Genomic DNA, 23,303 nt, shown 5'->3' on the forward strand with positions numbered 1-23,303 from the left:
GGGTCACTACTCGAACTGGATGGGGTACTTCTCGGTATGGACGGCACTGCTCTCGATGGTCTCGGCTCCGCATCGGATGTGTCGACTGATGTCGGCGGTGACGGCCAGTCCGAACTGACCGTCCAGAGACTGCTGTTCGACGGCCCGTCGCCCCTGGTCAGCGCCGATATGTACAGCTCGGTCGGCAAGGGCAACGCCGAGCGCACCCGGACGGGCGTGCGGATCGCCAAGCGCAGCGTGCTGCACACGAACAGCTACTTCGGACGGTTCCCGGCCAGCTACTGGCAGCGGTGGACGACCGTCACCGAGGTGGTGTTTCGGGCAACCGTCGCCGGTGCGGGTCGGGTGGATCTGGTGGCCACCGATTACAAGGGCCACGAGCGCACGATGGCCAGCACGACGGTCGACTCCGACAATGCCTCGACGCAGGTGGCCGTCCCCGTTGCCACCACGCAGTTCCTCGACGGCGGCGCGCTGTTCGTCCGTTTCACCACCACGTCGAACGAGTTGTCGGTGCAGGACGCCGAGTGGACCGTCGCCGCTCCCGAGAAGCTGCGACCCACCTCGGTGGTGATCTGCACCTTCAATCGCGCCGACGACTGCGCCAACACCGTCGCCGCCATGGCGGACGATCCCATTGCACTGCTCGGGGTCGACAACGTCTATGTGGTCGATCAAGGCACCGATCAGGTGCAGACACGCGAAAAGTTCCAACGAGTGGCGGCCGAGCTCGGAGACAAGCTCGTCTACATCACTCAGCCCAACCTCGGCGGAGCGGGCGGATTCACTCGCGGGCTCTACGAGGTGCAGGGCAAGGGCGGCGACCCGGCCAACGTGATCTTCATGGACGACGACGTGCTGTGCGAGCCCGAGGCGATCGTGCGCATGAACTCGTTCGCCAACATGACTGTCGAGCCGGCGATCATCGGCGCTCAGATGCTCTACCTCTTGCATCCCGACCGCGTGCACGTCGGTGCCGAGGTGGCGAACCTGCAGAAGCTCGAGGCCGGAATCCACGTCAAGAACGCGGTCTCGGACAAGAGTGCGTTCAAGCGCAAGCGGCAACAGGACGTCCGCGTCGACGCCGGTTACAACGGTTGGTGGTCGTGCCTCATCCCGTCCGAGATCGTCGGCCAGGTCGGTTACCCGCTGCCGTTGTTCTTCCAATGGGACGACATCGAGTACGGGTACCGTTCGCGCGCAAACGGATTCGCCACTGTCACGCTTCCGGGTGCGGCCGTCTGGCATGCCGACTTCGCGTGGAAGGACTGGGACGAGTGGCACCGCTACTTCAACCTGCGCAACGGCATGATCACCGCCGCCCTGCATATCGAACTCGACGGGAAGACGCTCGCCAAGCAGCTCTTCACCGATTTGCTGCGGTACCTGGTCTCGATGCAATACGGCATGGCGTACACGCTGATCAAGGCTGTCGAGGACTTCCTGGCCGGCCCGGACAATCTGCTCGACGGCGGAATGGACGCTGCCGGTTCCATTCGACGTGAGCGTGCCGCATATGGAGAAACCAAGCGGCACAACGCGAACGACGTCCCCGGGGTGCGTCCGGCCGACATGTTCATCACCCCTGCCGGCCCGCACCCGAAGAAGAGCATGGAGTTCGCAGTGCTGGCCAAGCGAGTGCTCAATCAGTGGCGCGGCACCGTCGATCCCGGCCCCGTCGCCATCTCGGCCGACGACGCACACTGGTGGCACGTCTCGCTGTTCTCCCACGCGATCGTCACCGACCGCTCGCAGGAAGGCGTGCGAGTGCGCAAGCGCAACAAGGCACATGCGTCCGAGCTGCTCAAGCGTGGCGTGAGCGCACTCAAGCGTCTGCGTACCGAGACACCTGCCGTGGCGGCGTCGTACCGTTCCGCCGTGCCGAAGCTGACGAGCCGGGAGAACTGGGCTCGCCTCTACGGCCAGTAACTACTTCGCGCGGACCTTCGGTGCCGTGCGGATTCGTACGACGACCTGCTCGTTGTCGGCGGTGTAGCCGAGGTAGTCGAACTCGGTACCGGTGCGTGCGACGAATTCCGTCCACGCCCGGTACTCGTGGTTGCGCCAGCCGGGGAAGTTGAAGTACTCGTCGAACACGATGACGGTGCCCACCGCGAGTCGATCGGCCACCAGGTCCAGCACGGTGACCGTCGAGGAGTACAGGTCTGCGTCGAGGTGCAGGAACGCCAATTTCTCGTGGTGGCCCTTCAGAAATCCCGGGAGTGAGTCCTCGAACAACCCGGGAACGATCTGCGCGCCGGGCACTTCGGGAATGCTCTCCTGCTCGAACAGTCCTTTCGGAAAGCCGGTGCGCCAGGTCTCGGGAAGACCGGAGAAGACGTCGAATCCGGCGACGACGGTGATGTCCTTGCGCGACGAAAGCTCCTCGGCGATGATCTCGAGCGTCGTCCCGCTGGCCACTCCGAATTCGAGGGCCATGCCGCGAATGGAGACCTCGCCGAGCGCAAATCGCAATGTCGCGTGCGGCCGGAGGAACGTCGGAGCCTGCGGCATCATCTCCTCGGCGAACTCCGCACTCTGGGCGGCAGCTTCGACGTCGGACGCGTACGGAATGTCGCGACGCATCCGCATCTCGAGGCCCCTGATGAACGCGTGCAGGTCGTCGATCTCACGCCGTTGACGTTCCAGGACGTCGAGCAATGTCGCCTGTTGGTCGCTGGTCTGCTCGGCCAGTTGCGCGGTCTGCTGAGCCAGAACCTCGCCGATCGCTCGTTGAAGCTTCTCCCGTGCCGACGACTTGATGCGATCAGCGAGCTTCCGAGGTTCCGTCATGGGCACACGGTAGCGGTATCACGTGGGTGCGCGCACCCCTTGGCGGCAGCGTCAGGGCCTACGAAAGTGTTCTCGACGCCCCAGCCCGCGCAACCGGAACCACTCGGCCAGACCCTTCGGGTTGCGGGTGGTGATCAGGAAGAACCAGGTGAAGCGAATCCATTCCTGCGGCAGCAGCTTTCGCATGCCGGGCTGCGACATCAGGTAGCCGCGATTGCGGTACGTGAAGTAGCGCTTGGTCGCGTCCTCCGGGTACTGCGTATGCATCCGGCCACCGAGGATCGGCTTGAACTCCTCGGCCCCGTTGGGGTGGACGTAGGCGGCAGTGAGGCACGTGCCGAACTTCAGCCCCGAACGCTGCAGCCGACGATGTACTTCCACTTCGTCACCGCGCACGAACAGACGGAGATCGGGCACGCCGACCGCGTCGATCGTCGACGCCTTGAACAGAGCGCCGTTGAACAGCGATGCGATGCCTTCGAGAAGATCGTCGTCCGGGTTCGCCGGGTCGATCAATTCCGATCGCAGTCGACGCCATTCGACGCCGCGGCGCAGCGGAAACGCCAACCGGTCCGGATCCTCGATGTCGCAGACGACGGGGGAGACCTCGTCGAGTCCGTGGGTGAGGGCACAGTCGTACAGCGTCTCGAGCACCTTCGGGCCCTCGGGTCGGCCGTCGTCGTCGGCGAGAAACACCCAATCCGCACCGAGCGAGAGGGCGTACAGAATGCCGAGCGCGAATCCGCCTGCGCCGCCCAGGTTGTGCTGCGAGCCGAGGTAAGTCGTCGGCAGGCCGATCGACTCGACCAATTCACGCACGGCGGACTCGTCGGCATTGTCGACGACGACCAGATGATCGAGCGGACGCGTCTGCGCACCGATCACGTCCAACGACAGCGCCAACAACTCACGCCGCTTGTGCGTGACGATGACCCCGACGATCTTGTCGCTCACGTTCTCGATCCCCTATTCGTTCCGCAGGCTCCACTCACTGCCGGTCGTCCCGCTCGATCTCCTTCAGGATCTGCGCGACGTGGTCTCCCGCGTCGTCACCGTCGTACGCGCGCACCACGTCCTCGATGCCGCCCTGCTGCCGAATCTGGCCGTGATCGATCCACATCGCGGTATCGCACAGCTGAGCCAGGAATTCGTTGGAGTGGCTGGCGAACACCAGGATTCCCGAGCGCTTCACCAACTCCTGCAGGCGATGCCGAGCCTTCTTCATGAACTCGGCGTCGACGGCTCCGATGCCCTCGTCGAGCAGCAGGATCTCGGGGTCGATGCTGGTGACGACGCCCATCGCGACGCGCACGCGCATGCCCGTCGAGTACGTGCGCAGCGGCATGTCGAGGTAGTCGCCGAGTTCGGTGAAGTCCGCGATCTCGTCCATCTTGGCGAGCATCTGCTTGCGGGTCTGCCCCAGGAACAGGCCGCGGATGATGATGTTCTCGTAGCCGGAGATCTCGGGGTCCATACCGACGCCCAGATCGAACACCGGCGCGACGCGGCCGCGAATGGTTGCGCTGCCTCGGGTCGGCTCGTAGATGCCGGAGAGCAGCCGCAGCAGGGTCGACTTGCCTGCACCGTTGTGTCCGACGAGTCCGACGCGGTCGCCGTCCTTCAGATTCATCGTGATGTTCTTGAGGGCCTCGACGACGACGACGTCGGAGGAGTTGCGGTCGATCGCGCCACCGGCCTTGCCGAGGAACGCCTTCTTCAGTGACCGCGTCTTGGCGTCGAAGATGGGGAAGTCGACGCATGCGTCATGGGTACTGATGCTGATGGACAACTGCTGACCCCTAAACCCAGTAGGGCACGCGGGCCCGGTACTTCTTGAGAGCGAGAATGGCCAGCGCCCAGCCGACGACGGTGAAGCCGAGCACGATGTACCAGTGGTACGCCTGCTGATCCTCGCCGATCAGGGGGGCCCGGATGATGTCGAGGTAATGGAAGAGCGGGTTGATCTCGACGAGCTTGGCGCGATTCGCGGCCTCGCCGCCCATCTGCTGCAGGCCCGAGGTGGTCCACACGATCGGCGTCATGAAGAACATCAGCGTCACGAAGCTGCCGAGAATCGGGGCGATGTCGCGGTAGCGGGTGGCGATGATGCCGAACAGAATGGACACCCACACGGCGTTGAGCAGGATCAGCACCAATGCGGGGATCGCGAACACCGCGGTCCAGTGCAGCCCACCCTCGGGCCAGAAGATCGCGATGATGATCACGTAGATCAACATGTTGTGGCCGAACAACAGCAGTTGACGCCAGACCAGCCGATAGACGTGCACGCTGAGCGCGCTGGGCAGTTGCTTGATCAGACCCTCGTTGGCGACGAAGACGTCTCCGCCTTCGAGAATCGCGGCACTGATGAGGTTCCAGACGATCAGGCCGACGGTGACGTGCGGCAGGAACTCGCGCAGATCGATGTTGAGCAGGACCGAATACAGCAACCCCATGGCGATGGCCTGCACGCCCGTGGCGATGGTGATCCAGAACGGGCCGATCACCGACCGGCGATACCGCTGCTTGATGTCCTGCCACCCGAGGTGCAGCCACAGTTCGCGCTGATTGAAACCGGTTCTCAGGTCGCCGAACGCGCGCCGATAAGTCTGTGAGTCCGAAACCGGAGCAGGCATCTGATCTCCTGCCTCGCTCTCGGGATCCTTCGCTGGTGCCGACACGACGGTCGACACTACCTGCAATCGGCTTCTCGGCTCATTTCCGATCGCGTCACAGGTACTGGCCGGTACCACTGCCACCATGACCGGCACCACCTGGTGCGCCCATCACGCCGGGAGGCAGGGCGCCCTGACGCATCTGCTCGAGTTGGGCTCGGGCGGCCATCTGCTGTGCGAACAGGGCCGTCTGAATGCCGTGGAACAGGCCCTCGAGCCAGCCGACGAGCTGAGCCTGGGCGATGCGCAGTTCCGCGTCGGTGGGGACGACATCGTCGCCGAAGGGGAGCACCAGACGCTCGAGCTCGTCGCGGAGTTCCGGCGCGAGTCCCTGTTCGAGTTCGTGGATCGACGACTTGTGGATTTCCTTGAGACGGGTGCGACTGGCGTCGTCGAGCGGTGCCGCGCGCACTTCCTCGAGCAGTTGCTTGATCATCGTGCCGATGCGCATCACCTTCGCGGGCTGCTCGACCATCTCCGACAGGCCCGATCCGTCGTCCGAATCTCCGTTCGCAGACGATCCGGCGGCGCGCGCAGCTGCGGCGGTGGCCTCCTCGCGGCTCAAAGCAAGCGGCTCTCCGTTGGGGCCGATCACAACGACGTGGTCCCCGGGGGCACTGTTCGACTCGGATTGGGTCATGTATCCATCTTTACCCGTCGCTCGTCGTTGCGCGATCGTCCGGGGCGATTATCCTGGTCCGGTCGTCGGGAACAGTGGAAGCAGGGAGGGATCGAGCGTGCGAAGTGGGCAACCGTTCCCTGGCGAAACAGGACGTGGAACACATGCTTTACCGGTCGGCGCTTAGAGTGTCCGACATGGGGTACGACGTCGCACGGGTCAGAGGGTCCATTCCCTCCCTCGGCGACGGGTGGATTCATCTCGACCCTCAGCTCGGAATGCTGATTCCGGACCGCGTGTCGACGGCCGTCTCGACGGCTTTCCGGCACAGTGCGTCCAATCATTCGGCCGGCAACATCGCGGCCAAGCGGAGTGCCGCTCTGCTCGAATCCGCTCGCGCCGCAATCGCAGATCTGGTCGGGGCCTATCCGTCCGGGGTCGTCATCGGACCGGACCGCGCGACGTTGCTGTCGTGGCTCGCGGATTCGATGAGCTCGCGGCTCGGTCTGGGGACCGGGCTGGTGCTCTCGCGTCTGGACGAGGAAGCGAACGTCGCCCCGTGGCTGCGAGTGGCCAGCCGAACCGGTGCGCACGTGAAGTGGGCCGAAGTCGAAATCGATACGTGTGAGTTGCCCACGTGGCAGTTCGACGACCTCATCACCTCCACCACTCGGCTCGTCGCGGTCACTGCGGCATCGCCGATCGTCGGTAGTGCGCCCGATGTTCGAGTCGCGGCGGATCTGGTGCACGAGGTCGGTGGGCTGATCGTCGTCGACGCCGCCGGAGCCGCCCCGTACGCCCACGTCGACATCAAGGAACTCGGGGCCGACATCGTCGCGATCGACGCGGCCGCGTGGGGCGGGCCGTCGGTCGGCGCGCTGATCTTCCGGGATCCGACGCTGTTGGAACAGTTGCCGTCGATGTCGCTGAACCCGTCGGCCAAGGGGCCGGAGCGGCTCGAGGTCAGCGCGCACCAGTACGCGTTGTTGGCCGGTGTGGTGGCGTCCATCGATTACCTGGCCAATCTCGACGACGCTGCGACGGGAACGCGTCGTGAGCGGCTCGAGTTGTCGATCGGATCGTTGCAGTACTACCACGACGGTCTCTTCGACTACCTGATGAAGGCACTGAACTCCTTGGACCACGTCATGGTGCTGGGCAACGCACCCACACGTGTTCCCACCGTCAGTTTCACGGTCGAGGGAATGCCCGCGGTGAAGGTGTCCGAGCAACTCGCGCAGGCCAGAATCGGCAGTGTCAGTGGAGTCCACGGCGGCAGTCGGCTGCTCGACGCGTTGGGCGTCAACGACGAGGGTGGTGCCGTCACCATCGGTCTGGCTCCGTACACCACCCGATACGAGATCGATCAGCTCGTCAAAGCGCTCACTGCACTCGCCCTCTGAGAGCGGCTGCGCCGCACGTGCATAGAAGTTCGTAGCCCACTACGAACTTCTATACACGACCTCAGGCGTACTTCACTGCACGCGAAGGATGACCTTTCCGATCGTCTCGGCCTCATCGAGCATTCGATGTCCCTGTGCTGCTTCGGTTATCGGGATCTCGGCGTGCACGACGGCGGTGACGCGTCCCTCGGAGATCATCGGCCACAGGTGTGCGGTCATGTCTGCGACGATGTTCGCCTTGCTCGACGGGCCGGTTTCGGGGCGCCCACGCAACCCGGCGGCGTGCACCGAGCCACGCTTGGCGAGGAGTTTGCCGAAGTTCAGCTCTCCCTTCACGCCACCCTGCATGCCGATGGTCACGACGGTGCCGTCCATGGCAAGGGCGTCGAGGTTTCGATCGAGGTACTTCGCACCCATGTTGTCCAGAATCAGGTCTGCGCCGTGATCCTCGGTCTGCGAACGGATCTCGGCAACGAAGTCCTGGTTCTTGTAGTCGATCATGATGTCGGCACCCAGGTCCGCGCACATGTCCAGCTTGTACTTCGATCCGGCGGTGACGGCGACGGTCACGCCCATCTGCTTGGCCAATTGGATTGCGTGCGTTCCGATTCCGCTCCCGCCGCCGTGAATCAGCAATACCTGCCCCGAACGCATGTGCGCGTCCATCACCAGGTTGGACCACACTGTGGACGCCACCTCCGGAAGTGCCGCTGCCACATGCAGATCGAGCCCTCGAGGGATGGGGAACAGCTGGGTGGCGGGCACGGCGACCTGCTCGGCGTAGCCACCGCCGGCCAACAGGGCGCAGACCCTGTCGCCGACGTTCCAGCCGCTGACACCCTCGCCGAGTTCGGAGATGATGCCCGAGCATTCGAGTCCCAGAATCTCGCTCGCACCCGGGGGCGGTGGGTAATTGCCCTGACGCTGCATCAGATCGGCGCGGTTGACGGCGGTGGCCGAGACGTCGACGATCACCTGCCCGCGGATCGGACGAGGGTCGGGAACCTCTGTCCATTCCATGACGTCGGGATCGCCGAACTCTTTCAGTGTGATGGCACGCATGTCTCCATAGTGCGCCTCCGGCGCAGTGGTGCGGTCAAGTGCCCTCTGGAGCACCCGGGAGTGGAGCCTGCGGAACGACCCGCAGGCAGAGTCCCACCACTGCCGCAGGCACTCCTACAGGTCCCAGAGATTGATTCCGAAGTCCTCGGCGTGCTGGTCGATCTGCGTGAGCTCGGCGTCGGTGAAGTCGAGGTTGTTCAGCGCCGCCACGTTGTTCTCCAGCTGTTCGACGCTCGATGCGCCGATCAGTACCGAGGTCACCCGCGGGTCGCGCAGGGCCCAGCTCAGGGCGAGTTGGGCAAGGGATTGGCCGCGAGTCGAGGCGATGTCGTTCAACGCCCGAAGGTGCCCGATGTGGTCGTCGGTGAGCCAGTCCGGGTTCAACGACTTACCCTGCGCTGCTCGCGAATCCGCAGGAATACCGTCGAGGTACCTGTCGGTGAGCATGCCCTGGGCCAGAGGTGAGAACGCGATGACGCCCGCGCCCACCGCGTCGAGGGTGCCGAGTAGTTCGGGCTCGATCCAGCGATTGACCATCGAATAGCTGGGCTGGTGAATCAGGAGGGGAACACCCGCGTCGGCCAGCAGGTCCGCCATCTTCTGAGTGCCCTCGGGTTTGTAGGAGCTGATGCCCGCGTACAGGGCCTTGCCCTGCTGAACCGCGCTGATCAGAGCGCCTGCAGTCTCTTCGATGGGGGTGTCGTGGTCGGGGCGGTGGCTGTAGAAGATGTCCACGTGGTCGAGTCGCATGCGCGTCAACGATTGGTCGAGCGAGGACAGCAGGTACTTGCGGGAACCGCCGAAACCGTAGGGGCCGGGCCACATGTCCCAGCCTGCCTTGCTCGAGATGATCAGCTCGTCGCGGTATCCGGCGAAGTCCTCCGAGAAGATGCGGCCGAAGTTCTTCTCCGCACTGCCGTACGGCGGGCCGTAGTTGTTGGCCAGGTCGAAGTGCGTGATCCCGAGATCGAATGCGCGACGCAGGATCGCGCGCTGGTTCATCAGCGGTACGTCGTCACCGAAGTTGTGCCACAGCCCCAGCGAGATCGCCGGTAGCTTCGGCCCGCGAGACCCCACTTGCCGGAAGACCATGGACTCGTATCTGTCGGCTGCGGCAATGAAAGGTGGGTCGATGTTGGGATCTGTCATAACTCGACCCTAGGTCCCGGACCCGAATCGAACATTCAACCATCGCAAGCTACTCGTCGGTAGATTTCTTGCCTAGGATGTCACGGGTGACAGCCGAACTAGCCGTTGGTTCCGGGGGGGACCCGCAGTGGCTCGATACTGCGGAAATGACAGCATGGCGCGCCTACATGGACGGCGGGCAACGATTGATGGGGGTGTTGAACAGGGAGCTGCACGACGGCCACGATCTGTCGATGGCGGAATACCGCATTCTGGTGATGCTGTCGGAATCGGACGACGGCTCCGTCAGAATGAGCGAGCTGGCCGACGGTGTCCTGTCCTCGAGAAGTCGCCTGACGCATCAGATCAGGCGCATGGAACTGCAGGACATGGTGACTCGTAGTACCTGCGTCAACGACGGCAGGGGCGTGCTCGCGGTGATCACCGAGGAAGGCCGTCGGCGACTTGCGGAGGCGGCACCCACCCACGTCCGCGGCGTACGTCGGCACCTCTTGGACATCCTCTCGCCCCACGAACTAGAGGTGCTGGGTGACATCTTCGAGAAGGTCGACGCCGCGATGGACGCGTCCGGCTCGACACCGCGACGATGAGGGGCGGGCTCTGAGGGGCGATTGGGTCTCTGGCCGCCGGGCCGTTTAAGATCGCACACGGAAGCGTGGCAGAGCGGCCCAATGCACTCGCCTTGAAAGCGAGAGACGTGTAAAAGCGTCCGGGGGTTCAAATCCCTCCGCTTCCGCCACATGTTCGTTGTTCGAACCCGGTCCACCCGCAAGGGTGGGCCGGTTTTGTTTGCCCCGGTGGCCGAGTGGCATCCATGTCGCTTTCCCAGGGACGCGCCACAACCCTCGCGTGCAGCCGATGGATGGAACAATCGATCGGTGAGACATATTGAGACAGTTCGAGTCTCGGACGGCCAGATGCGATTGGCTCAGCAAGTTTCCCTGGACTTGATCTGGCCGCCTGAAGGTGTCCCGGGCTTTGTGTACTTCGGTGACGGAGGAGCGCTGATCAGCACAGGGATCTCAGGTGGCTTCGTGAGCGTCGAGCTGAGGATGGTGCGAGGTGAACCGGATCTGGATCTCGACTCATGGGAAGACATCGACGAGGGAGACCTGCGGACCAAGGCCGGAGGCATTCGCCTGTCAGCAGGTATGGAGTTCGAGAATTGGATACCCGGAGGACAGGGAGGCCTGACTCCCCTTGGTCCAGAGCTTCATCGGGTTCGTGTCAGTGCCAGCGGAAGAAGCTCGAACTACGACTTGGTAGTAGACGGCGACGAACCTGTCGAGTCCTACTCGATCGACATCTGGCCGGCGCAGTGTTCGTCAGCGCCGATCGTCCATAAGCACTCGTCGGGCCGGTAGGGCTCGAACGCAGGATTCCCGACGGGTTGGTATCGATCTCGGTTCAATGGGTACTACCTGCGAATGAGCGAACAAGCGCGGCGCAACGACGGCGACAACGATGGACCTCTGGAAGAGGAACTCGAGGAAAGTTTCGACGCTGTCGTCTCCGAAGGTGCCGAGCGATTGCACCGCACCGTACGCACGGTCCTGATCACCGGATTCTTCGGCGGACTCGAAGTTGCTCTGGGTGTGATGGCCTATCTCGCGGTGTTGGACGAGACCGACAGTCATTTGTTGGCCGGCCTGGCGTTCGGTATCGGCCTGGTGGCCATCTATCTCGCCCATGGTGAGTTGTTCACCGAGGACTTTTTGATGCCGATCGCAGCGGTGGTGGCCCGCGACGGCACACCTCTGCAGCTGGCAAGGCTGTGGATCGGGACGCTGCTGGCGAATTTGCTGGGCGGTTGGGTGGTGATGTGGTTGATCGCGCACGCGTTTCCGCAGTGGCTCGAGGTGTTGTCCGAGGCGGCGCATCATTTCGTCGACGCACCGCTGAATCTTCAGTCGATCTGCCTGGCTGTTCTGGGCGGCAGCACGATGACGCTGCTGACCCGCATGCAGCAGGGAACAACGTCCGACGTGGCGCGCATCATCGCCGCCATGGCGGCAGGCTTCCTGCTGGCCGGATTGCAGTTGTTCCACTCGATTCTCGACTCCCTGCTGATCTTCGGTGCCATCCACGCGGGCGCGGATGTGAGCTATGTCGCCTGGATCGAATGGTTCGGATATACGGTGCTCTTCAACATCATCGGGGGCGTCGTGTTGGTCACCGCGCTGCGCTTGGTGCGTACGAAGGAACTGGTGAAGTCCGAGCGTGATCGAAATCCCGAGTAGTCGAGCGGATTCGGGTCTTACGGTGTGTCCTCCGATGCCCAACGCTCCAAACTCAATGCGGTCTGGAAGCGTCGGATCGACTTCGAGATCGGATCCGTGAATTCCATTGCACTGGCGAGTAATTGGAGCGGGTCGGTGAAATCGTCGACGGCTCGTCCGCTTGCCGTCGGGTAGAGATCGTCACCGAAGATCGGCACACCGAGTGAATTCATGTGCAAGCGCAGCTGATGGGTGCGACCGGTCAAGGGTGTGAGTCGATAGCGACCGAGTCCGTGTCGATGGTCGAGAAGTTCGACGGTCGTGTGCGCGTTCGGTTCTCCGTCCACCTCGCGGGCGGTGAATCGCCCCTTCTCCGAGACGATTCGACTGCGAACGACGGTCGGCAGTGCGAGTGACGGGTCGTAGGGCGCGATTGCCTCGTACTCCTTGCGGACCTGTCGATCCTGGAAGAGCGTTTGATACGCGCCGCGCAGTGTCGGGTCGACGACGAACAGGACCAGGCCCGCGGTGACGCGATCGAGTCGGTGAGCGGGCACCAGTTGTGGAAGATCGAGTTCGAGACGCAGCCGTACCAGTGCGGTCTGCAGGATGTGCCCGCCGCGGGGGATGGTCGGCAGAAAGTGCGGTTTGTCGATCACCAGTAGCGCGTCGTCGCGGTGCACAATCGAGATATCGAACGGCACAACGGTTTCCGGCGGCAGATCGCGGTGGAACCAGACTGCCTCGCCGGGCACGTACGGTGCGTCCGGTGCGATGGGGCCGGCCATGTCGACGATCTCGCCGGCCGCGAACATGGCGTCGATCCGGTGTGGAGAAATCCGTGACTCGGTGGCGGTGAGAAAGTCGCGGACAGTGCGCCAGGTACCGTCCTCGGGCATTCGGATGCGCGCGGGATCGAGACCGTGCCGCTTCGCCAGGGGCGGTTGCTGGCGTCGTCTCACCGAGTGAGCGTATCCGCCCGCCGAGATCGCACTTGTGCGGACAATTCCGAGGTATCTGCCCGCGCAAGTGCGAATTCGCTACTCGCAGCCGATGCCGTCGTTGTCGCGGTCGAGGTGGGGGCCGTATCCGTACTCGTCCCGGTAAACGGGAGCGGCACCGGCGTCACGTGCGGCGTCGCAGTTCTTGTACTGGAATCCGCTGGGCCGAGGTGCGGGGGCAGGCGCGCCCTGCTGCTGCGGCGCGGGTGCACCCTGCGGCGCAGGCGGGGGTGCAAAGGCGGGCGGCGGCGGCAGGATGCAGAACTGTGCCGAGCCGGCTCCGCACAGGAAATCGGTGATCGGGTCGGCAGAGGCGACGGCAGGGGCGGCGACCACGGCTGCCGCCGCAATTACGCTCGAGATGCCGATCTTGAACAGCAGGTTCTTCGTCTTCATTGGGTTCCAATCGAGGGGAGTGTGATCTGGATCATTGTCGGGAGATTATTGAACTGTCAATCAAGTCATTCGTACGACCGACGTCCGCGGTCGGAGTGAAAGGCGAGCGTGTTTGGAACCTGCCGATTCGGCGTATTTACGAACGTATGAGCGAGAGCGAGCAGGTCAACCAGAACCCCGAGAAGGATCCCGACGATTGGGTCACCGGCGACGAGCCGATGACCGGCCCACAGAAGAGCTACCTGAGCACACTTGCGCAGGAAGCGGGCGAGGAAGTTCCCGAGGGTCTGAACAAGGCACAGGCGTCGGAAATGATCGACAAGTTGCAGGGCGAGACCGGACGCGGCTGACTCCCAACCCAGAGGTCCACTCGATGTGACATCGACCCCCGAAAAGGCCACCGAATGTCACATCGAGTGCCCTCCCGGCGTCCGTGCCATCGAGGACATCCGACCAGGTAGACCGTTCTTTCTTCAGTACATGTAACAAAGGATCACGCGGACTTTTGTACCCGCCTTCCCGCAGCTATTGTGAGCGAACCCACAGCTTTGGCGTGCGCGCATATCGGTGGGTACGTTGAGTAACGGATGTGGTTCGTGTTGCGACCCGTGAGGGTGCGCTGGGGGAGGATGGGCAATCTGATGCACCGTCGAGTGTTGGCAGTAGCGGGGACTGCTTTGGCAGTGTCGCTGCTGGGGTCGGGTCTCGCCGGAGCGCAGCCGCTTCCCGGTACCGGCAGTTCCGACGGTGGCGGTGCGGTGCCCGGCATGCAAGCCCAGTCCCAGCCGATGGCGTCGGCGCGTATCGATCGAGTCGATATGTTGACCGATCGTCGTGCAGCGGTGTGGGTCGAGTCGCCCGCGATGGGCCGCACCATTCAGGTTCAAGTTCTTCTGCCGGCCGCGCAGGCGATGTCTCGTCCCACGCTGTACATGCTCGACGGTGTCAGCGCAGGCAAGGAGTCCGATTACAAGGAAAGCACCTGGACGCAGAAGACCGACATCGTCGACTTCTTCGCGGACAAGCAGGTCAACGTGGTGCTTCCGGTCGGAGGATCGAGCAGTTACTACACGGATTGGAACGTGCCGGATCCGGTGCTCGGCGTCAACAAGTGGGAGACGTTCCTGACGTCGGAGTTGCCGCCGCTGATCGATGCGCGCTTCTCGGGTAACGGCACCAACGCGATCTCCGGTGTGTCGATGGGTGCCCAGGCCGCGATGGATCTGATCACGCGACATCCGGATCTGTACACCGGCGTCGCCGGCCTGAGCGGTTGCTACGACAATTCGCAGACCAACTTCAAGGACGCGGTGCGCGCTACCGTCGCGACCAACGGCGGAAACGCCTCCAACATGTGGGGCGAGAACACCGACCCCAAGTGGGTCGAGCACGACCCGTCACGCAACGCCGAGGCCCTCCGCGGCAAAGACGTCTACATCTCCGTCGGTACGGGTTTGCCCGGCCCCTACGAACTCGGCCCCGGAGGCAGCGGAGTCGAGAGTGCGCTCATGGGCGGGCCGCTCGAGGCCGCCGCGCTGTATTGCACGACAGTGTTCGATACGAGACTGCGCGCGTTGGACATCCCTGCGACAACCGTCTATCGCCCCTACGGAATTCACGGCTGGCCGTATTGGCAGGACGATCTGCGTGAATCCTGGCCGACGCTCGAACGCGCGCTAGGCCTGTAGAGCAAACTTCAGAAATGCGTCGTTCTCGTGCGGGTCGCCGATGGTGACCCGCACGCCGTCGTTTCCGTAGGCGCGCAGCAGCACACCCTGTTCCGCCGCCGCCGCAGCGAAGTCACCGGAGCGCTCGGCCAGCGGCAGCCAGACGAAGTTGGACTGCGACGCGCCGACGTCGAACCCGCCGCCGACCAGCGCGTCGCGGACGCGATCGCGTTCTGCGATGAGCGCCTCGGTGCGGGCAAGCAGCTCTGCGGACGCTTCCAAGGACGCCACTGCCGCCTGCTGGGCAATCGTGCTGACGGCAAACGCAATTCGCACCTTGGACAGTGCCGTGATCACCTCGGGATCGGCCACCGCGTAGCCCACCCGCAGGCCCGCAAGTCCGTAGGCCTTCGAGAACGTCCGCAACACGATCACGTTGCGTCGTCCACGGGCGAGTTCCACGCCGTCGACGTGATCGCCGTCGGCAGCGGGACGTGTGTACTCGAAGTAGGCCTCGTCCAATACGACGAGAATGTTCGACGGCACCGCGTCGAGGAACGCCTCGAGCCTGTTGCGTTGGACGACGGTGCCGGTCGGGTTGTTGGGGTTGCACACGAAGATCAGGCGCGTGCGGTCGGTGATGGCGGCGAGCATCGCGTCGAGATCGTGCACGTGGTCTGCGGTCAGCGGAACCTGCACGGGCGTCGCGCCCGCAACGCGCGTGATGATCGGGTAGGCCTCGAACGAACGCCACGCGAACAGCACCTCGTCGCCGGGGCCACAGGTGATCTGAACGACCTCCTGGCACAGTGCAACCGAACCGTTACCGGCGGCTACATTTTCCGTCGCAACTCCGAGCTTCTTCGCCAAGGATTCGACGAGGGCCGTCGCCCGGATGTCCGGGTAGCGGTTGACGCCCCCGACGGCCTCGGCGATCGCCGCATGCACGCTGGGCAGCGGGCCCTGCGTTGTTTCGTTGCTCGCCAGCTTGATTGCCCCCGGAAAGCTACGGCCGGGAATGTAAGCGGGGATTGCGTCGAGGTCGGGGCGGATGTGCGCGGTCACGGCTGCCATTATGCGCCCAGGTTCGGGGTTGACTTCTACGCGTCCGTGATATTGCTGTGCATGACCGGACCGATCGTCCTATCTTCGGTAAGTATGTCGGGAATCTTCAGCGACGCCGCAGTCCTTCGTTCCGCCCCCGCGCCCACATTCGGCGCAGACGACGTGGTGGATACGTCCGCGCACGAGTCACCCCCACAGGAGAAGGTTCCGTTGACGGCCGTCGAACCCGATGGTCCACCTCGCGGCGGAATCGTCGTACTGCACGAGGCGCGTGAGGTGCCCGAGTCTCTGCTCGACCTGCTGCGCGCACTCGCTCTGGAAGGTTGGCTGGCCGTCGCGCCGAACCTGTTCCATCGAGGCCATGGGGACGACAAGGAGGTCTTCGGAGACGACCTCTTCGCGGACTTCGACGCCACCGCCGACTGGCTCGTCAAACGCGGCGTCTACCCCGATTGTGTCGGGGTCATCGGATTCGACGACGCAGGAACGGCAGCCCTCATCGTGGCCACCAGTCGACCGGTCGGCGCGGCGGTCAGTGTCGCTGCAGCGGGCATCGTGGAACCGCTCAATTCCGACGCGGTTGCGTTGGTCGAGGCCGTACCCCGGCTGCAGGCGCCCTGGCTCGGTCTCTACGGCGAGGACGACCCGCACACCCCACCCGATCACATCGAAGCCCTCCGCGACGCCGCCACGCGCGCCTCAGTGGCTACGAACGTCGTCAGCTATTCCGGTGTGAAGCATCGAGCCGACCATCCGAAGGAGCAACCGGGCAGCAGCGACCACACAGATCCCGCCGAGGCCGCTCTGGTCGATGCGCAGACCCGCATCTTCGATTGGTTCGACAGCTTCATGCGGTGACGAGCAACAAGCATCTTTTACGCGAACGCCGTGCGAACCGAAGGCGTCGACCAGCCGTTTTGCCTTCTGGCCTCAGCCGTGTGTAATCTCTTTCCTCGGCGGTCCGAGAGGGCCGGCAGCCTAGGAGGCGTGCCAGAGCGGCCGAATGGGAGTCACTGCTAATGACTTGACCCTTCACCGGGTCCGGAGGTTCAAATCCTCTCGCCTCCGCCACGCTGATCCGCAAGGATCGGCACGTCGGTTCTCCGGAACCGGCACAACTGAACATGCGCCCGTAGCTCAACGGATAGAGCACTTGACTACGGATCAAGAGGTTAGGGGTTCGAATCCCTTCGGGCGCACAGAAGAAGAAGCCCCGAACTGCAGCGATGCGGTTCGGGGCTTCTTCGTTGCGTAGGGATGATCGGCTGAACCCGAAGACGGTGGACAATGAAACAAACCGGGCATAAGGTTTGTCGACATCGTCGGAGGGGGTCACGTGAGCGATCGGCCGGGCAGAATCTCGGACGAACGCGCTCGGCCGGACGGGGTCGGTGCCGATTCTCGACTGCACGACGTCACCGCGCGGTTGTCCGTCCCGCTGTTGCTCATCGCGGTGACGTTCACCGGCGCCTTGCCGTTCTACGTTCGGCAGCCGTTCGGTTCCGGGGAGTCGGTATCGAGTCCGATGTGGTTCGGCGGATCTGCGTACCTCGCATCACCGGGAGCGGGTCTGTATTGGCTGATTGCATTGCCGGTGTGCATCGGGGCAGTCGCTCTCTACTGCACGTGGAGTGAACGTAGATCGGGCACCGGCCTGCACGTTCGTCTGTGGCTCGTAGCCAGTGTCGGACTGTGTGCGGCAACGGTCGTGCTGCTGCGCAGCGGATTGTTGTTCTTCGCGGGCAACCTGACGATCCGCGGACTTCTTCCGCTGTTGACGATGTCGGCAGCAGTGTTGGTCTGGGGCGTTGCTCTGCGGTCGCGCGTAGTGGTCGGGGTGGGAGTCGTGGCCGTCGCCGCGAGTCTGGTGTCCAACCTCTACAACGTAGAAAACCTTGCGCCACAACAGTTCGCGTTCGACGCCCGGTACGGTCTCTGGCTGAACATCCTGCTGACATCGCTCGTCTTCGTCATCGGGGCAGCGGTGTCCGCGTTGTTCGAACGATCGAGGCGATAACGTTCCGGCTGTCGATCGCTACGTGTGCGTGGGTGCCGCGTGCGACCACCTGCAAACGCGTTCGACCGCCTCGAACTAGAGTTCCCGTATGTGAATGCGAAGCAGACAATCCGACCGGCAGTTCCGGCGGACGTGGACCGCGCTGCTCGGTCTCTGGGCCGCGCCTTCTCGGACTATCCGTTCACTCGGCACACCGTCGCGGCCGATGATCACCACGAGCGGGTGGCATCACTGCAGCTTATCTATCTCGACGTCATCGGCTTGCAATGCGGTCGAGTATGGGTCTCCGATGACGTTGCGGCCGTTGCGGTGTGGCTCACCCCGTTCTCGGTTGGGGTAGGCGAAGCATTCGAGTCCGTCGCCGAACGCATCGAGCAACTGCACGGTGATCGCATCGATATCGCGCGAAGAGCAGACGAAGCCACCGAATCGTTGAAGCCGTCGGAGCCGGTGTGGCTGTTGGCGACGGTAGGCGTCGATCCATCCGTGCAAGGGCAGGGCTTGGGGCGCGCCGTCCTCGCACCCGGCCTCCTGCAGGCCCGGGAGGAAGGGTGTCCGGCTTACTTGGAGACGTCCTCGACAGCGAATCTCCACTTCTATGCAGGGTTGGGATTCCGAGTGACCGGGTCGGTGCAACTCCCCGATGATGGCCCCGAAGTGTGGGCTATGTTGCGCCGATAGCTGTCGCCACGTGCCAGGTGTCAGTTCTTCGCCTTCAACTCATTGGTGATGCGGTGGTAGATCCCGCCGGAGGTCAGGCCACCGTCGACGACGATTTCTGTGCCGGTGATGTACCGCGATGAATCCGACAGCAGGAACGCGACTGATTCCGCTATTTCTTCGGCGTCGGCGACACGCCCAGCGGGTACCGATTGCAGGCTTGTCTCCACGAAATCCCCTGAGCCGGAGTGCAGTAACGGTGTGTCGACCAGGCCGGGATGGATCGAATTGACTCGAACTCCGTACTCGGCGAATTCGAGTGCTCCTACCTTCGACAGGCCACGCACTCCCCATTTGCTGGCACCGTATCCTGCAGCGAAGTAGCCGAGCATTCCAGCGATGGACGACACGTTGACGATCGAACCACCACCACCCCGTTTGAGAAGTGGCACACAAGCTTTCATTCCATAGAACACCGAGCTCAGATTGATGTTCATGACGCGGTGCCAGTCGTCGACGGTCGTGTCCTCGATGCCCGTTCGGTGACTGACACCGGCGTTGTTCACCAGTCCGTCGAGGTCACCATCCGATGACTCGATGGTTTTCGCCAGTGCCGTCCACGAGTCCGGTGCGGTGACATCGAGCTGGTAGAACTCTGCCTGACCGCCGGAATCGAGGATGCTCTTCACCACCGCTTCACCTGTGGCCTCAGAGATATCGGTGACCCACACCTTGGCTCCCTGGGACGCCAGCATTTCCGATTCGACTCGGCCCATGCCGCTGCCTGCGCCGGTCACCACGATCGTCTTGTTCGCGAAGTTCATACGAGGGCCTCTCACTCTGTTTTCAGTTCGGTCCCCTTCGTCTCGGTCACGAAGAAGACCGTGGCGAAGGTGATAACGGCGCAGAAGACGAAGTAGCCAGCGGGTGCGAGCGGATTTCCGGTGAGTGAGATCAGGTACGTGGCGATGAAAGGTGCTGTGCCACCCAGCAACATGTTGGTGGTGTTGTTGCCCAAGGCCAGGCCTGTGTACCGCACCGAGGTCTTGAGCATTTCCACGTAGGTGACGTACGAGGCACCGTTGACGACGGACACCGCGATGAACAACACCGACTGCCCGACGACGGCCTGCCACAGCGTGCCGCCGGCCATCATCATGAACATCGGGACACCGAGAACGATGGCCGCGAAGCTACCCGCGAACAGGACGGGCTTCCGCCCGAATCTGTCGGCCATGTAACCCGAAACAGGCAGAGTGATCACTCCCAGAACCAACGCGAGCGAGGTCGACAGAAAAGCTGCTTGCGAAGTCTGGCCGCCCTCGGTCCTGAGGTACGTGGCGGCGTAGACCGATGCGATGTAGTAGCCACCGGTGATGAGCGCACCGAGCAGGATGATTTTCACAACGCTGCCGCCCGAGGTGCTCAGTAGCTCCGAGATGGGGAGCTTCTTGGTCTCGCCCTTGTCCTCGAGCTCTTTGAACTCCGGGGTGTCGTCCAGACGGCTTCTTATCCAGATGCCGACGCCGCCGATCACGAGGCTGAGCAGAAACGGGATTCGCCATGCCCAAGAGAGGATCTGTTCGTCGGTGAACACCGAGTTCAGTGCCAGTGCGCACAGTGAGGCGAGCAATGATCCGATGTAGGTTCCGGTGTTGACCATCGACGTCTGGGTCGCACGCCACCGCGTCGGCGCAGACTCGGAGACGAACGCGTTCGCCCCTCCGAGCTCACCACCCGCAGCGAATCCCTGTAGGCACCTGCACAGGACGAGAACCGAGGTGGCCCACACTCCCAGAGTGACGTATGTCGGGAGCAATCCGATTCCGGCGGTGGCGACCACCATCAGCAGGATGGTCCAGGACAGTGCGTTCTTGCGGCCGTACTTGTCGCCTATGTGTCCGAAAAAGATTCCGCCCGGAACCCGAAGGAAGAAGGCAACGGCGAACGCCGCGAACGTGCCGAGAAGGGCGGCCGTCGGATCGTCGGACACGAAGAACAGCGCGGCGATGGTGGTGGCCATGTAGCCGTAGATGCCGAAGTCGTAGTACTCGACGACGGTTCCGACGACGGCGGCCCGGATCACTGTCAGGGGAGATTGTTTCGGGTTCGTGCTGGGGGCTCGTGCATCCGACTCGGGCTGCACGGCGCGATCGTTCGTAGTCATCGGTGTCCTCGAGGTCGGGGTGGTCAGGCCGTCAGTGGTTGTGCATCGACGGTGTGAAGGGCGGCGTTTCGACCGGCAATCCGGCCCATGGTGAGTGCATTGGCGACAGCGTTACCGCCACCGACGTAGCGCTGTCCGAGAACTCCCGCTCCTGCCTCGCCTGCAGCGAACAGACCGGGTACGCGGGTGCCGCGAGTTGTCAGCACGGCGGAATCGGAATCGATCTCCAAACCTGCATGTGTGCACACCAATTCGGCGGGGAGGATTCGTGCGGCATAGAAGGGGGCGGTCTCGATGGATTCGGGATTCGACATACTGCCCTTGTTGGCGAGTGTCCGATGGCGCAGAAAGTCGGGGTCCTCGCCGTGGGGCAGATGCGCGTTCCATCGCTCGACCGTGGAATCGAGGGCCGCGGCGGGCACCGCCATGAGTTCGGCAAGCTCAACGAGGGTGGATGCTCGAAGCGTCCGGCCGGCGTCTGCCTCGTCCTTGATACGGTCGGGGGCCCAATCGGCATATCCCGCAGGCAGATTCTGTCGAGCGTTGTCGTCGAAGATCATCCAGGCGGAGCCACCCTGACCGTCGATGATTCCGGTCGAGACCGCGTACGAGGCGTCCTCGTCCATGAATCGACGTCCCGCGGCGTTCACGTGAATACGTGATTTCGGGGGAAATCCCGACTGCCAGTGGTGGTAGCGCTGAAAGTAGACGGTGGGCAGCATGAGTCCCCACCCGTGACCTGCTATGGACGCGTCCACCGACGGCGCGTAGCGAATGTGGTCACCGCGGCTGCCCTCGGCAGCAACGACGAAGAGATCGGAGCCGGCCCGGTTGGCAGCTGGAAAATGAATATCGACCAGCTCGGGATCCCGAGCGAAACCACCGGAGGCCACGACGACTGCCGCAGAACGGAGTTCGACATCATCGGCGACGACTCCCGCGACCCGGTCGTTCTCGGTGAGTAGCGCCTGCACGCGGGTGTCGAGAACGACCTCGATTCCGTGCCTGCGGCGTGCAGCGTCCAAAACCTGGACGAGGCCGAATCCCTGGTCCTTCGGAACGTGCCCCCTCCAGACGTCTTCGACGCCAGCCTGGCTCAGGCCTGGTTGGTGTGCGTTGCCGGAAGTCTTTGCGGGGATGTCCAATCCGAGTTCGAGCAGCCACTCCAGTGTAGGTCCTGCCTGCTCGCAGAAGGTTCTGATCAGGCCGGGTTTGAGCATCCACTGATTGAGATCCATGTAGTGCTGGAAGTACTTCTCTGCGCTGTCGTCGATTCCGAGGGCGCGTTGCACGCTTGTTGCTGCAGCGGTGAACAATCCTGCTGACAGCGCCGTCGATCCACCCAGTTCCTTGCGCGCCTCGAAAAGAATGACGGACGCACCGTTCTCCGCTGCAGTGACTGCCGCGGCAAGCCCCGCGCCGCCGCCGCCGATGACGATGACGTCGTAGTCGGTGTCAGACATGTCGCGACCCACCGTCCACTGCGATACTGTGCCCGGTCACGTAACGAGCACTGTCCGACAGCAGGAACAGGAGAGGCCCGAAGACTTCTTCCGGTGCGCCGAGCCGATGCAGGGGAACGGAATCGAGTGCCTTGGCCAGCGCTTCGGGATCTTCCTGCACCCACCGAGTCATCTCGGTGTCGATGTAGCCAGGTGCAATGGAGTTGACGCGAATGCCCACATCTCCGAGCTCGACGGCAAGGGATTCCGTCAGGTGGGCAACGGCCGCTTTGGACGTGCAGTAGGCACCGCGACCCTTACGGACGCGAAGCGCGGATACCGAGGACATATTGACGATCGCGCCACCGTCGCGCATATGGCGCGCTGCTGCTTGCGAACCGAACAGAACGCCTTCGACGTTCACGCTGAGCGTGGCACCTATCTGCTCGGGGGTGATGTCCGCGGCGTACGCGAACGGGAAGATCCCCGCGTTGTTGATCCAGAAGTCGATCCGCCCGAATTCGGCCAGCGCAGTTCGGGCGAGAGCCTCGTGATCATCGGCGACGGTGACGTCGGCTCGCGCACCGATGATCGTTCCGGGTTGCTCGACCAAGGAGTCGGTGGCCAGCTCCGTGTTGAGTTGCTCCGCTGTTTCCTTCATTCGAGCGTCGTTGATGTCGGCACCGACGACATGTACACCGCGCGCCGCAAGTCCCTTGGCGAACACCGATCCCATTCCCTGAGCGGCCCCCGTGACAACAGCAACCTTGCCTGGCAGTTCGGGGTAGACCGCAGTCATCGTGCGATCGACGACGCGTCCTGGATTGGGGTTGTTCATGGCGTTCTCCTCGTGCGAAAGATCGTGATCGGGCCTGCGAAGCGGTCCGAAGGGACAGCTTGCGGCAATCCAGCTTTTGTGCGATAATCGCACGCGGTGTGCGATTCACGTCGAACTGTAGGTGGTCCAC

General features: G+C 63.4%; 23 protein-coding genes and 3 tRNA genes. 12 read left to right on the plus strand and 14 right to left on the minus strand.

The window, feature by feature from the left end:
• Positions 1-36: 36 nt before the first annotated feature.
• Positions 37-1,929, plus strand: coding sequence for a glycosyltransferase (locus tag AABD04_RS01330; protein WP_341439943.1), 1,893 nt, complete (start codon positions 37-39; stop codon positions 1,927-1,929).
• On the opposite strand, the gene AABD04_RS01335 is transcribed toward AABD04_RS01330, so the two are convergent.
• Genes AABD04_RS01335 through AABD04_RS01355 form a run of 5 tightly spaced genes read right to left on the minus strand, consistent with a single transcriptional unit; the run spans position 1,930 to position 6,108 of the window.
• A complete protein-coding gene (locus AABD04_RS01335) occupies positions 1,930-2,793 on the minus strand; it encodes a TylF/MycF/NovP-related O-methyltransferase (protein WP_341439944.1) in 864 nt (287 codons plus the stop codon).
• 51 nt (positions 2,794-2,844) lie between these two features.
• Positions 2,845-3,747 carry a galactofuranosyltransferase GlfT1 gene (gene glfT1 / locus AABD04_RS01340; RefSeq protein WP_243595918.1) on the minus strand — a complete coding sequence of 301 codons (903 nt, stop codon included), beginning with the start codon at positions 3,745-3,747 and terminating at the stop codon, positions 2,845-2,847.
• A 34-nt stretch (positions 3,748-3,781) separates the two neighbouring features.
• The gene (gene wzt, locus AABD04_RS01345; RefSeq protein WP_243595919.1) at positions 3,782-4,582 is read right to left on the minus strand and encodes a galactan export ABC transporter ATP-binding subunit Wzt/RfbE; all 801 of its coding nucleotides are present in this window, start codon (positions 4,580-4,582) and stop codon (positions 3,782-3,784) included.
• A 10-nt stretch (positions 4,583-4,592) separates the two neighbouring features.
• Complete coding sequence (wzm, locus tag AABD04_RS01350) at positions 4,593-5,474, minus strand: galactan export ABC transporter permease subunit Wzm/RfbD (RefSeq protein ID WP_459112811.1); 882 nt, start codon at positions 5,472-5,474, stop codon at positions 4,593-4,595.
• A gap of 49 nt (positions 5,475-5,523) precedes the next feature.
• Complete coding sequence (locus AABD04_RS01355; protein ID WP_243595920.1) at positions 5,524-6,108, minus strand: bacterial proteasome activator family protein; 585 nt, start codon at positions 6,106-6,108, stop codon at positions 5,524-5,526.
• A gap of 176 nt (positions 6,109-6,284) precedes the next feature.
• Here AABD04_RS01355 and AABD04_RS01360 point away from each other — a divergent pair, with 176 nt between their 5' ends.
• Complete coding sequence (locus AABD04_RS01360; RefSeq protein WP_243610603.1) at positions 6,285-7,490, plus strand: cysteine desulfurase-like protein; 1,206 nt, start codon at positions 6,285-6,287, stop codon at positions 7,488-7,490.
• A 72-nt stretch (positions 7,491-7,562) separates the two neighbouring features.
• On the opposite strand, the gene AABD04_RS01365 is transcribed toward AABD04_RS01360, so the two are convergent.
• The gene (locus AABD04_RS01365) at positions 7,563-8,552 is read right to left on the minus strand and encodes an NAD(P)H-quinone oxidoreductase (protein WP_341439946.1); all 990 of its coding nucleotides are present in this window, start codon (positions 8,550-8,552) and stop codon (positions 7,563-7,565) included.
• Positions 8,553-8,666: 114 nt separating this feature from the next.
• Positions 8,667-9,701, minus strand: coding sequence for an L-glyceraldehyde 3-phosphate reductase (mgrA, locus tag AABD04_RS01370; RefSeq protein ID WP_341439947.1), 1,035 nt, complete (start codon positions 9,699-9,701; stop codon positions 8,667-8,669).
• 77 nt (positions 9,702-9,778) lie between these two features.
• On the opposite strand from mgrA, the gene AABD04_RS01375 reads away from it, so the two are divergent.
• The 3 genes from AABD04_RS01375 (at position 9,779) to AABD04_RS01385 (ending at position 11,941) form a co-directional block, all read left to right on the plus strand.
• A complete protein-coding gene (locus tag AABD04_RS01375) occupies positions 9,779-10,291 on the plus strand; it encodes a MarR family winged helix-turn-helix transcriptional regulator (RefSeq protein WP_423228108.1) in 513 nt (170 codons plus the stop codon).
• Between the two features lie 59 nt (positions 10,292-10,350).
• A tRNA-Ser gene (locus AABD04_RS01380) sits at positions 10,351-10,440 on the plus strand.
• Between the two features lie 688 nt (positions 10,441-11,128).
• A complete protein-coding gene (locus tag AABD04_RS01385) occupies positions 11,129-11,941 on the plus strand; it encodes a formate/nitrite transporter family protein (protein WP_341439949.1) in 813 nt (270 codons plus the stop codon).
• Positions 11,942-11,958: 17 nt separating this feature from the next.
• Here the strand turns inward: AABD04_RS01385 and AABD04_RS01390 are convergent, their stop codons facing one another.
• Complete coding sequence (locus AABD04_RS01390; protein WP_341439950.1) at positions 11,959-12,882, minus strand: pseudouridine synthase; 924 nt, start codon at positions 12,880-12,882, stop codon at positions 11,959-11,961.
• 78 nt (positions 12,883-12,960) lie between these two features.
• On the minus strand, positions 12,961-13,317 hold the full coding sequence (locus tag AABD04_RS01395) for an excalibur calcium-binding domain-containing protein (protein WP_335742736.1): 357 nt from the start codon (positions 13,315-13,317) through the stop codon (positions 12,961-12,963).
• A 146-nt stretch (positions 13,318-13,463) separates the two neighbouring features.
• Between AABD04_RS01395 and AABD04_RS01400 the strand changes: the two genes are divergently transcribed.
• A complete protein-coding gene (locus AABD04_RS01400) occupies positions 13,464-13,667 on the plus strand; it encodes a DUF3072 domain-containing protein (RefSeq protein WP_243597423.1) in 204 nt (67 codons plus the stop codon).
• A 291-nt stretch (positions 13,668-13,958) separates the two neighbouring features.
• On the plus strand, positions 13,959-15,005 hold the full coding sequence (locus AABD04_RS01405; RefSeq protein ID WP_341442925.1) for an alpha/beta hydrolase: 1,047 nt from the start codon (positions 13,959-13,961) through the stop codon (positions 15,003-15,005).
• Here the strand turns inward: AABD04_RS01405 and hisC are convergent.
• Entirely contained in the window at positions 14,994-16,049 is a 1,056-nt protein-coding gene (gene hisC, locus AABD04_RS01410) for a histidinol-phosphate transaminase (protein WP_341439952.1), read from the minus strand. The genes AABD04_RS01405 and hisC overlap by 12 nt on opposite strands.
• A gap of 93 nt (positions 16,050-16,142) precedes the next feature.
• Between hisC and AABD04_RS01415 the strand changes: the two genes are divergently transcribed.
• From AABD04_RS01415 to AABD04_RS01435, 5 genes are all read left to right on the plus strand, one after another.
• On the plus strand, positions 16,143-16,907 hold the full coding sequence (locus AABD04_RS01415; protein ID WP_243597425.1) for a dienelactone hydrolase family protein: 765 nt from the start codon (positions 16,143-16,145) through the stop codon (positions 16,905-16,907).
• 123 nt (positions 16,908-17,030) lie between these two features.
• Positions 17,031-17,120, plus strand: a tRNA-Ser gene (locus AABD04_RS01420).
• A gap of 55 nt (positions 17,121-17,175) precedes the next feature.
• Positions 17,176-17,248 (plus strand) — tRNA-Arg (locus AABD04_RS01425).
• 137 nt (positions 17,249-17,385) lie between these two features.
• Positions 17,386-18,066, plus strand: a complete 681-nt coding sequence (locus AABD04_RS01430) for a hypothetical protein (protein WP_341439953.1) — start codon at positions 17,386-17,388, stop codon at positions 18,064-18,066.
• Between the two features lie 90 nt (positions 18,067-18,156).
• Positions 18,157-18,747 (plus strand): GNAT family N-acetyltransferase, encoded by a 591-nt coding sequence (locus AABD04_RS01435; RefSeq protein ID WP_341439954.1) that lies wholly within the window; start codon positions 18,157-18,159, stop codon positions 18,745-18,747.
• 20 nt (positions 18,748-18,767) lie between these two features.
• Here AABD04_RS01435 and AABD04_RS01440 read toward each other — a convergent pair whose 3' ends face one another.
• The 4 genes from AABD04_RS01440 to AABD04_RS01455 are packed head-to-tail and all read right to left on the minus strand — an operon-like array spanning position 18,768 to position 23,173.
• Entirely contained in the window at positions 18,768-19,550 is a 783-nt protein-coding gene (locus AABD04_RS01440; RefSeq protein WP_341439955.1) for an SDR family NAD(P)-dependent oxidoreductase, read from the minus strand.
• Positions 19,551-19,561: 11 nt separating this feature from the next.
• Complete coding sequence (locus tag AABD04_RS01445; protein ID WP_341439956.1) at positions 19,562-20,893, minus strand: MFS transporter; 1,332 nt, start codon at positions 20,891-20,893, stop codon at positions 19,562-19,564.
• A 23-nt stretch (positions 20,894-20,916) separates the two neighbouring features.
• Positions 20,917-22,356: an FAD-dependent oxidoreductase gene (locus AABD04_RS01450; RefSeq protein WP_341439957.1), complete on the minus strand. Its 1,440-nt coding sequence runs from the start codon at positions 22,354-22,356 to the stop codon at positions 20,917-20,919.
• Complete coding sequence (locus tag AABD04_RS01455) at positions 22,349-23,173, minus strand: SDR family NAD(P)-dependent oxidoreductase (protein WP_341439958.1); 825 nt, start codon at positions 23,171-23,173, stop codon at positions 22,349-22,351. Before AABD04_RS01455 ends, AABD04_RS01450 begins: the two co-directional genes overlap by 8 nt.
• Positions 23,174-23,303: the final 130 nt, after the last annotated feature.

The organism is Rhodococcoides navarretei, assembly GCF_038069675.1.
In the GTDB taxonomy this organism is placed as follows: domain Bacteria; phylum Actinomycetota; class Actinomycetes; order Mycobacteriales; family Mycobacteriaceae; genus Rhodococcoides; species Rhodococcoides navarretei.

Coding starts and splice junctions, on each gene's coding strand:
- AABD04_RS01440 (WP_341439955.1), bottom strand. CDS start 19,550: ATGAACTTCGCGAACAAGACGATCGTGGTGACCGGCGCAGGCAGCGGC.
- AABD04_RS01355 (WP_243595920.1), bottom strand. CDS start 6,108: ATGACCCAATCCGAGTCGAACAGTGCCCCCGGGGACCACGTCGTTGTG.
- AABD04_RS01405 (WP_341442925.1), top strand. CDS start 13,959: ATGCACCGTCGAGTGTTGGCAGTAGCGGGGACTGCTTTGGCAGTGTCG.
- AABD04_RS01445 (WP_341439956.1), bottom strand. CDS start 20,893: ATGACTACGAACGATCGCGCCGTGCAGCCCGAGTCGGATGCACGAGCC.
- AABD04_RS01385 (WP_341439949.1), top strand. CDS start 11,129: ATGAGCGAACAAGCGCGGCGCAACGACGGCGACAACGATGGACCTCTG.
- AABD04_RS01450 (WP_341439957.1), bottom strand. CDS start 22,356: ATGTCTGACACCGACTACGACGTCATCGTCATCGGCGGCGGCGGCGCG.
- mgrA (WP_341439947.1), bottom strand. CDS start 9,701: ATGACAGATCCCAACATCGACCCACCTTTCATTGCCGCAGCCGACAGA.
- AABD04_RS01375 (WP_423228108.1), top strand. CDS start 9,779: ATGTCACGGGTGACAGCCGAACTAGCCGTTGGTTCCGGGGGGGACCCG.
- AABD04_RS01455 (WP_341439958.1), bottom strand. CDS start 23,173: ATGAACAACCCCAATCCAGGACGCGTCGTCGATCGCACGATGACTGCG.
- AABD04_RS01360 (WP_243610603.1), top strand. CDS start 6,285: ATGGGGTACGACGTCGCACGGGTCAGAGGGTCCATTCCCTCCCTCGGC.
- AABD04_RS01400 (WP_243597423.1), top strand. CDS start 13,464: ATGAGCGAGAGCGAGCAGGTCAACCAGAACCCCGAGAAGGATCCCGAC.
- AABD04_RS01395 (WP_335742736.1), bottom strand. CDS start 13,317: ATGAAGACGAAGAACCTGCTGTTCAAGATCGGCATCTCGAGCGTAATT.
- AABD04_RS01335 (WP_341439944.1), bottom strand. CDS start 2,793: ATGACGGAACCTCGGAAGCTCGCTGATCGCATCAAGTCGTCGGCACGG.
- AABD04_RS01415 (WP_243597425.1), top strand. CDS start 16,143: ATGTCGGGAATCTTCAGCGACGCCGCAGTCCTTCGTTCCGCCCCCGCG.
- AABD04_RS01365 (WP_341439946.1), bottom strand. CDS start 8,552: ATGCGTGCCATCACACTGAAAGAGTTCGGCGATCCCGACGTCATGGAA.
- AABD04_RS01330 (WP_341439943.1), top strand. CDS start 37: ATGGACGGCACTGCTCTCGATGGTCTCGGCTCCGCATCGGATGTGTCG.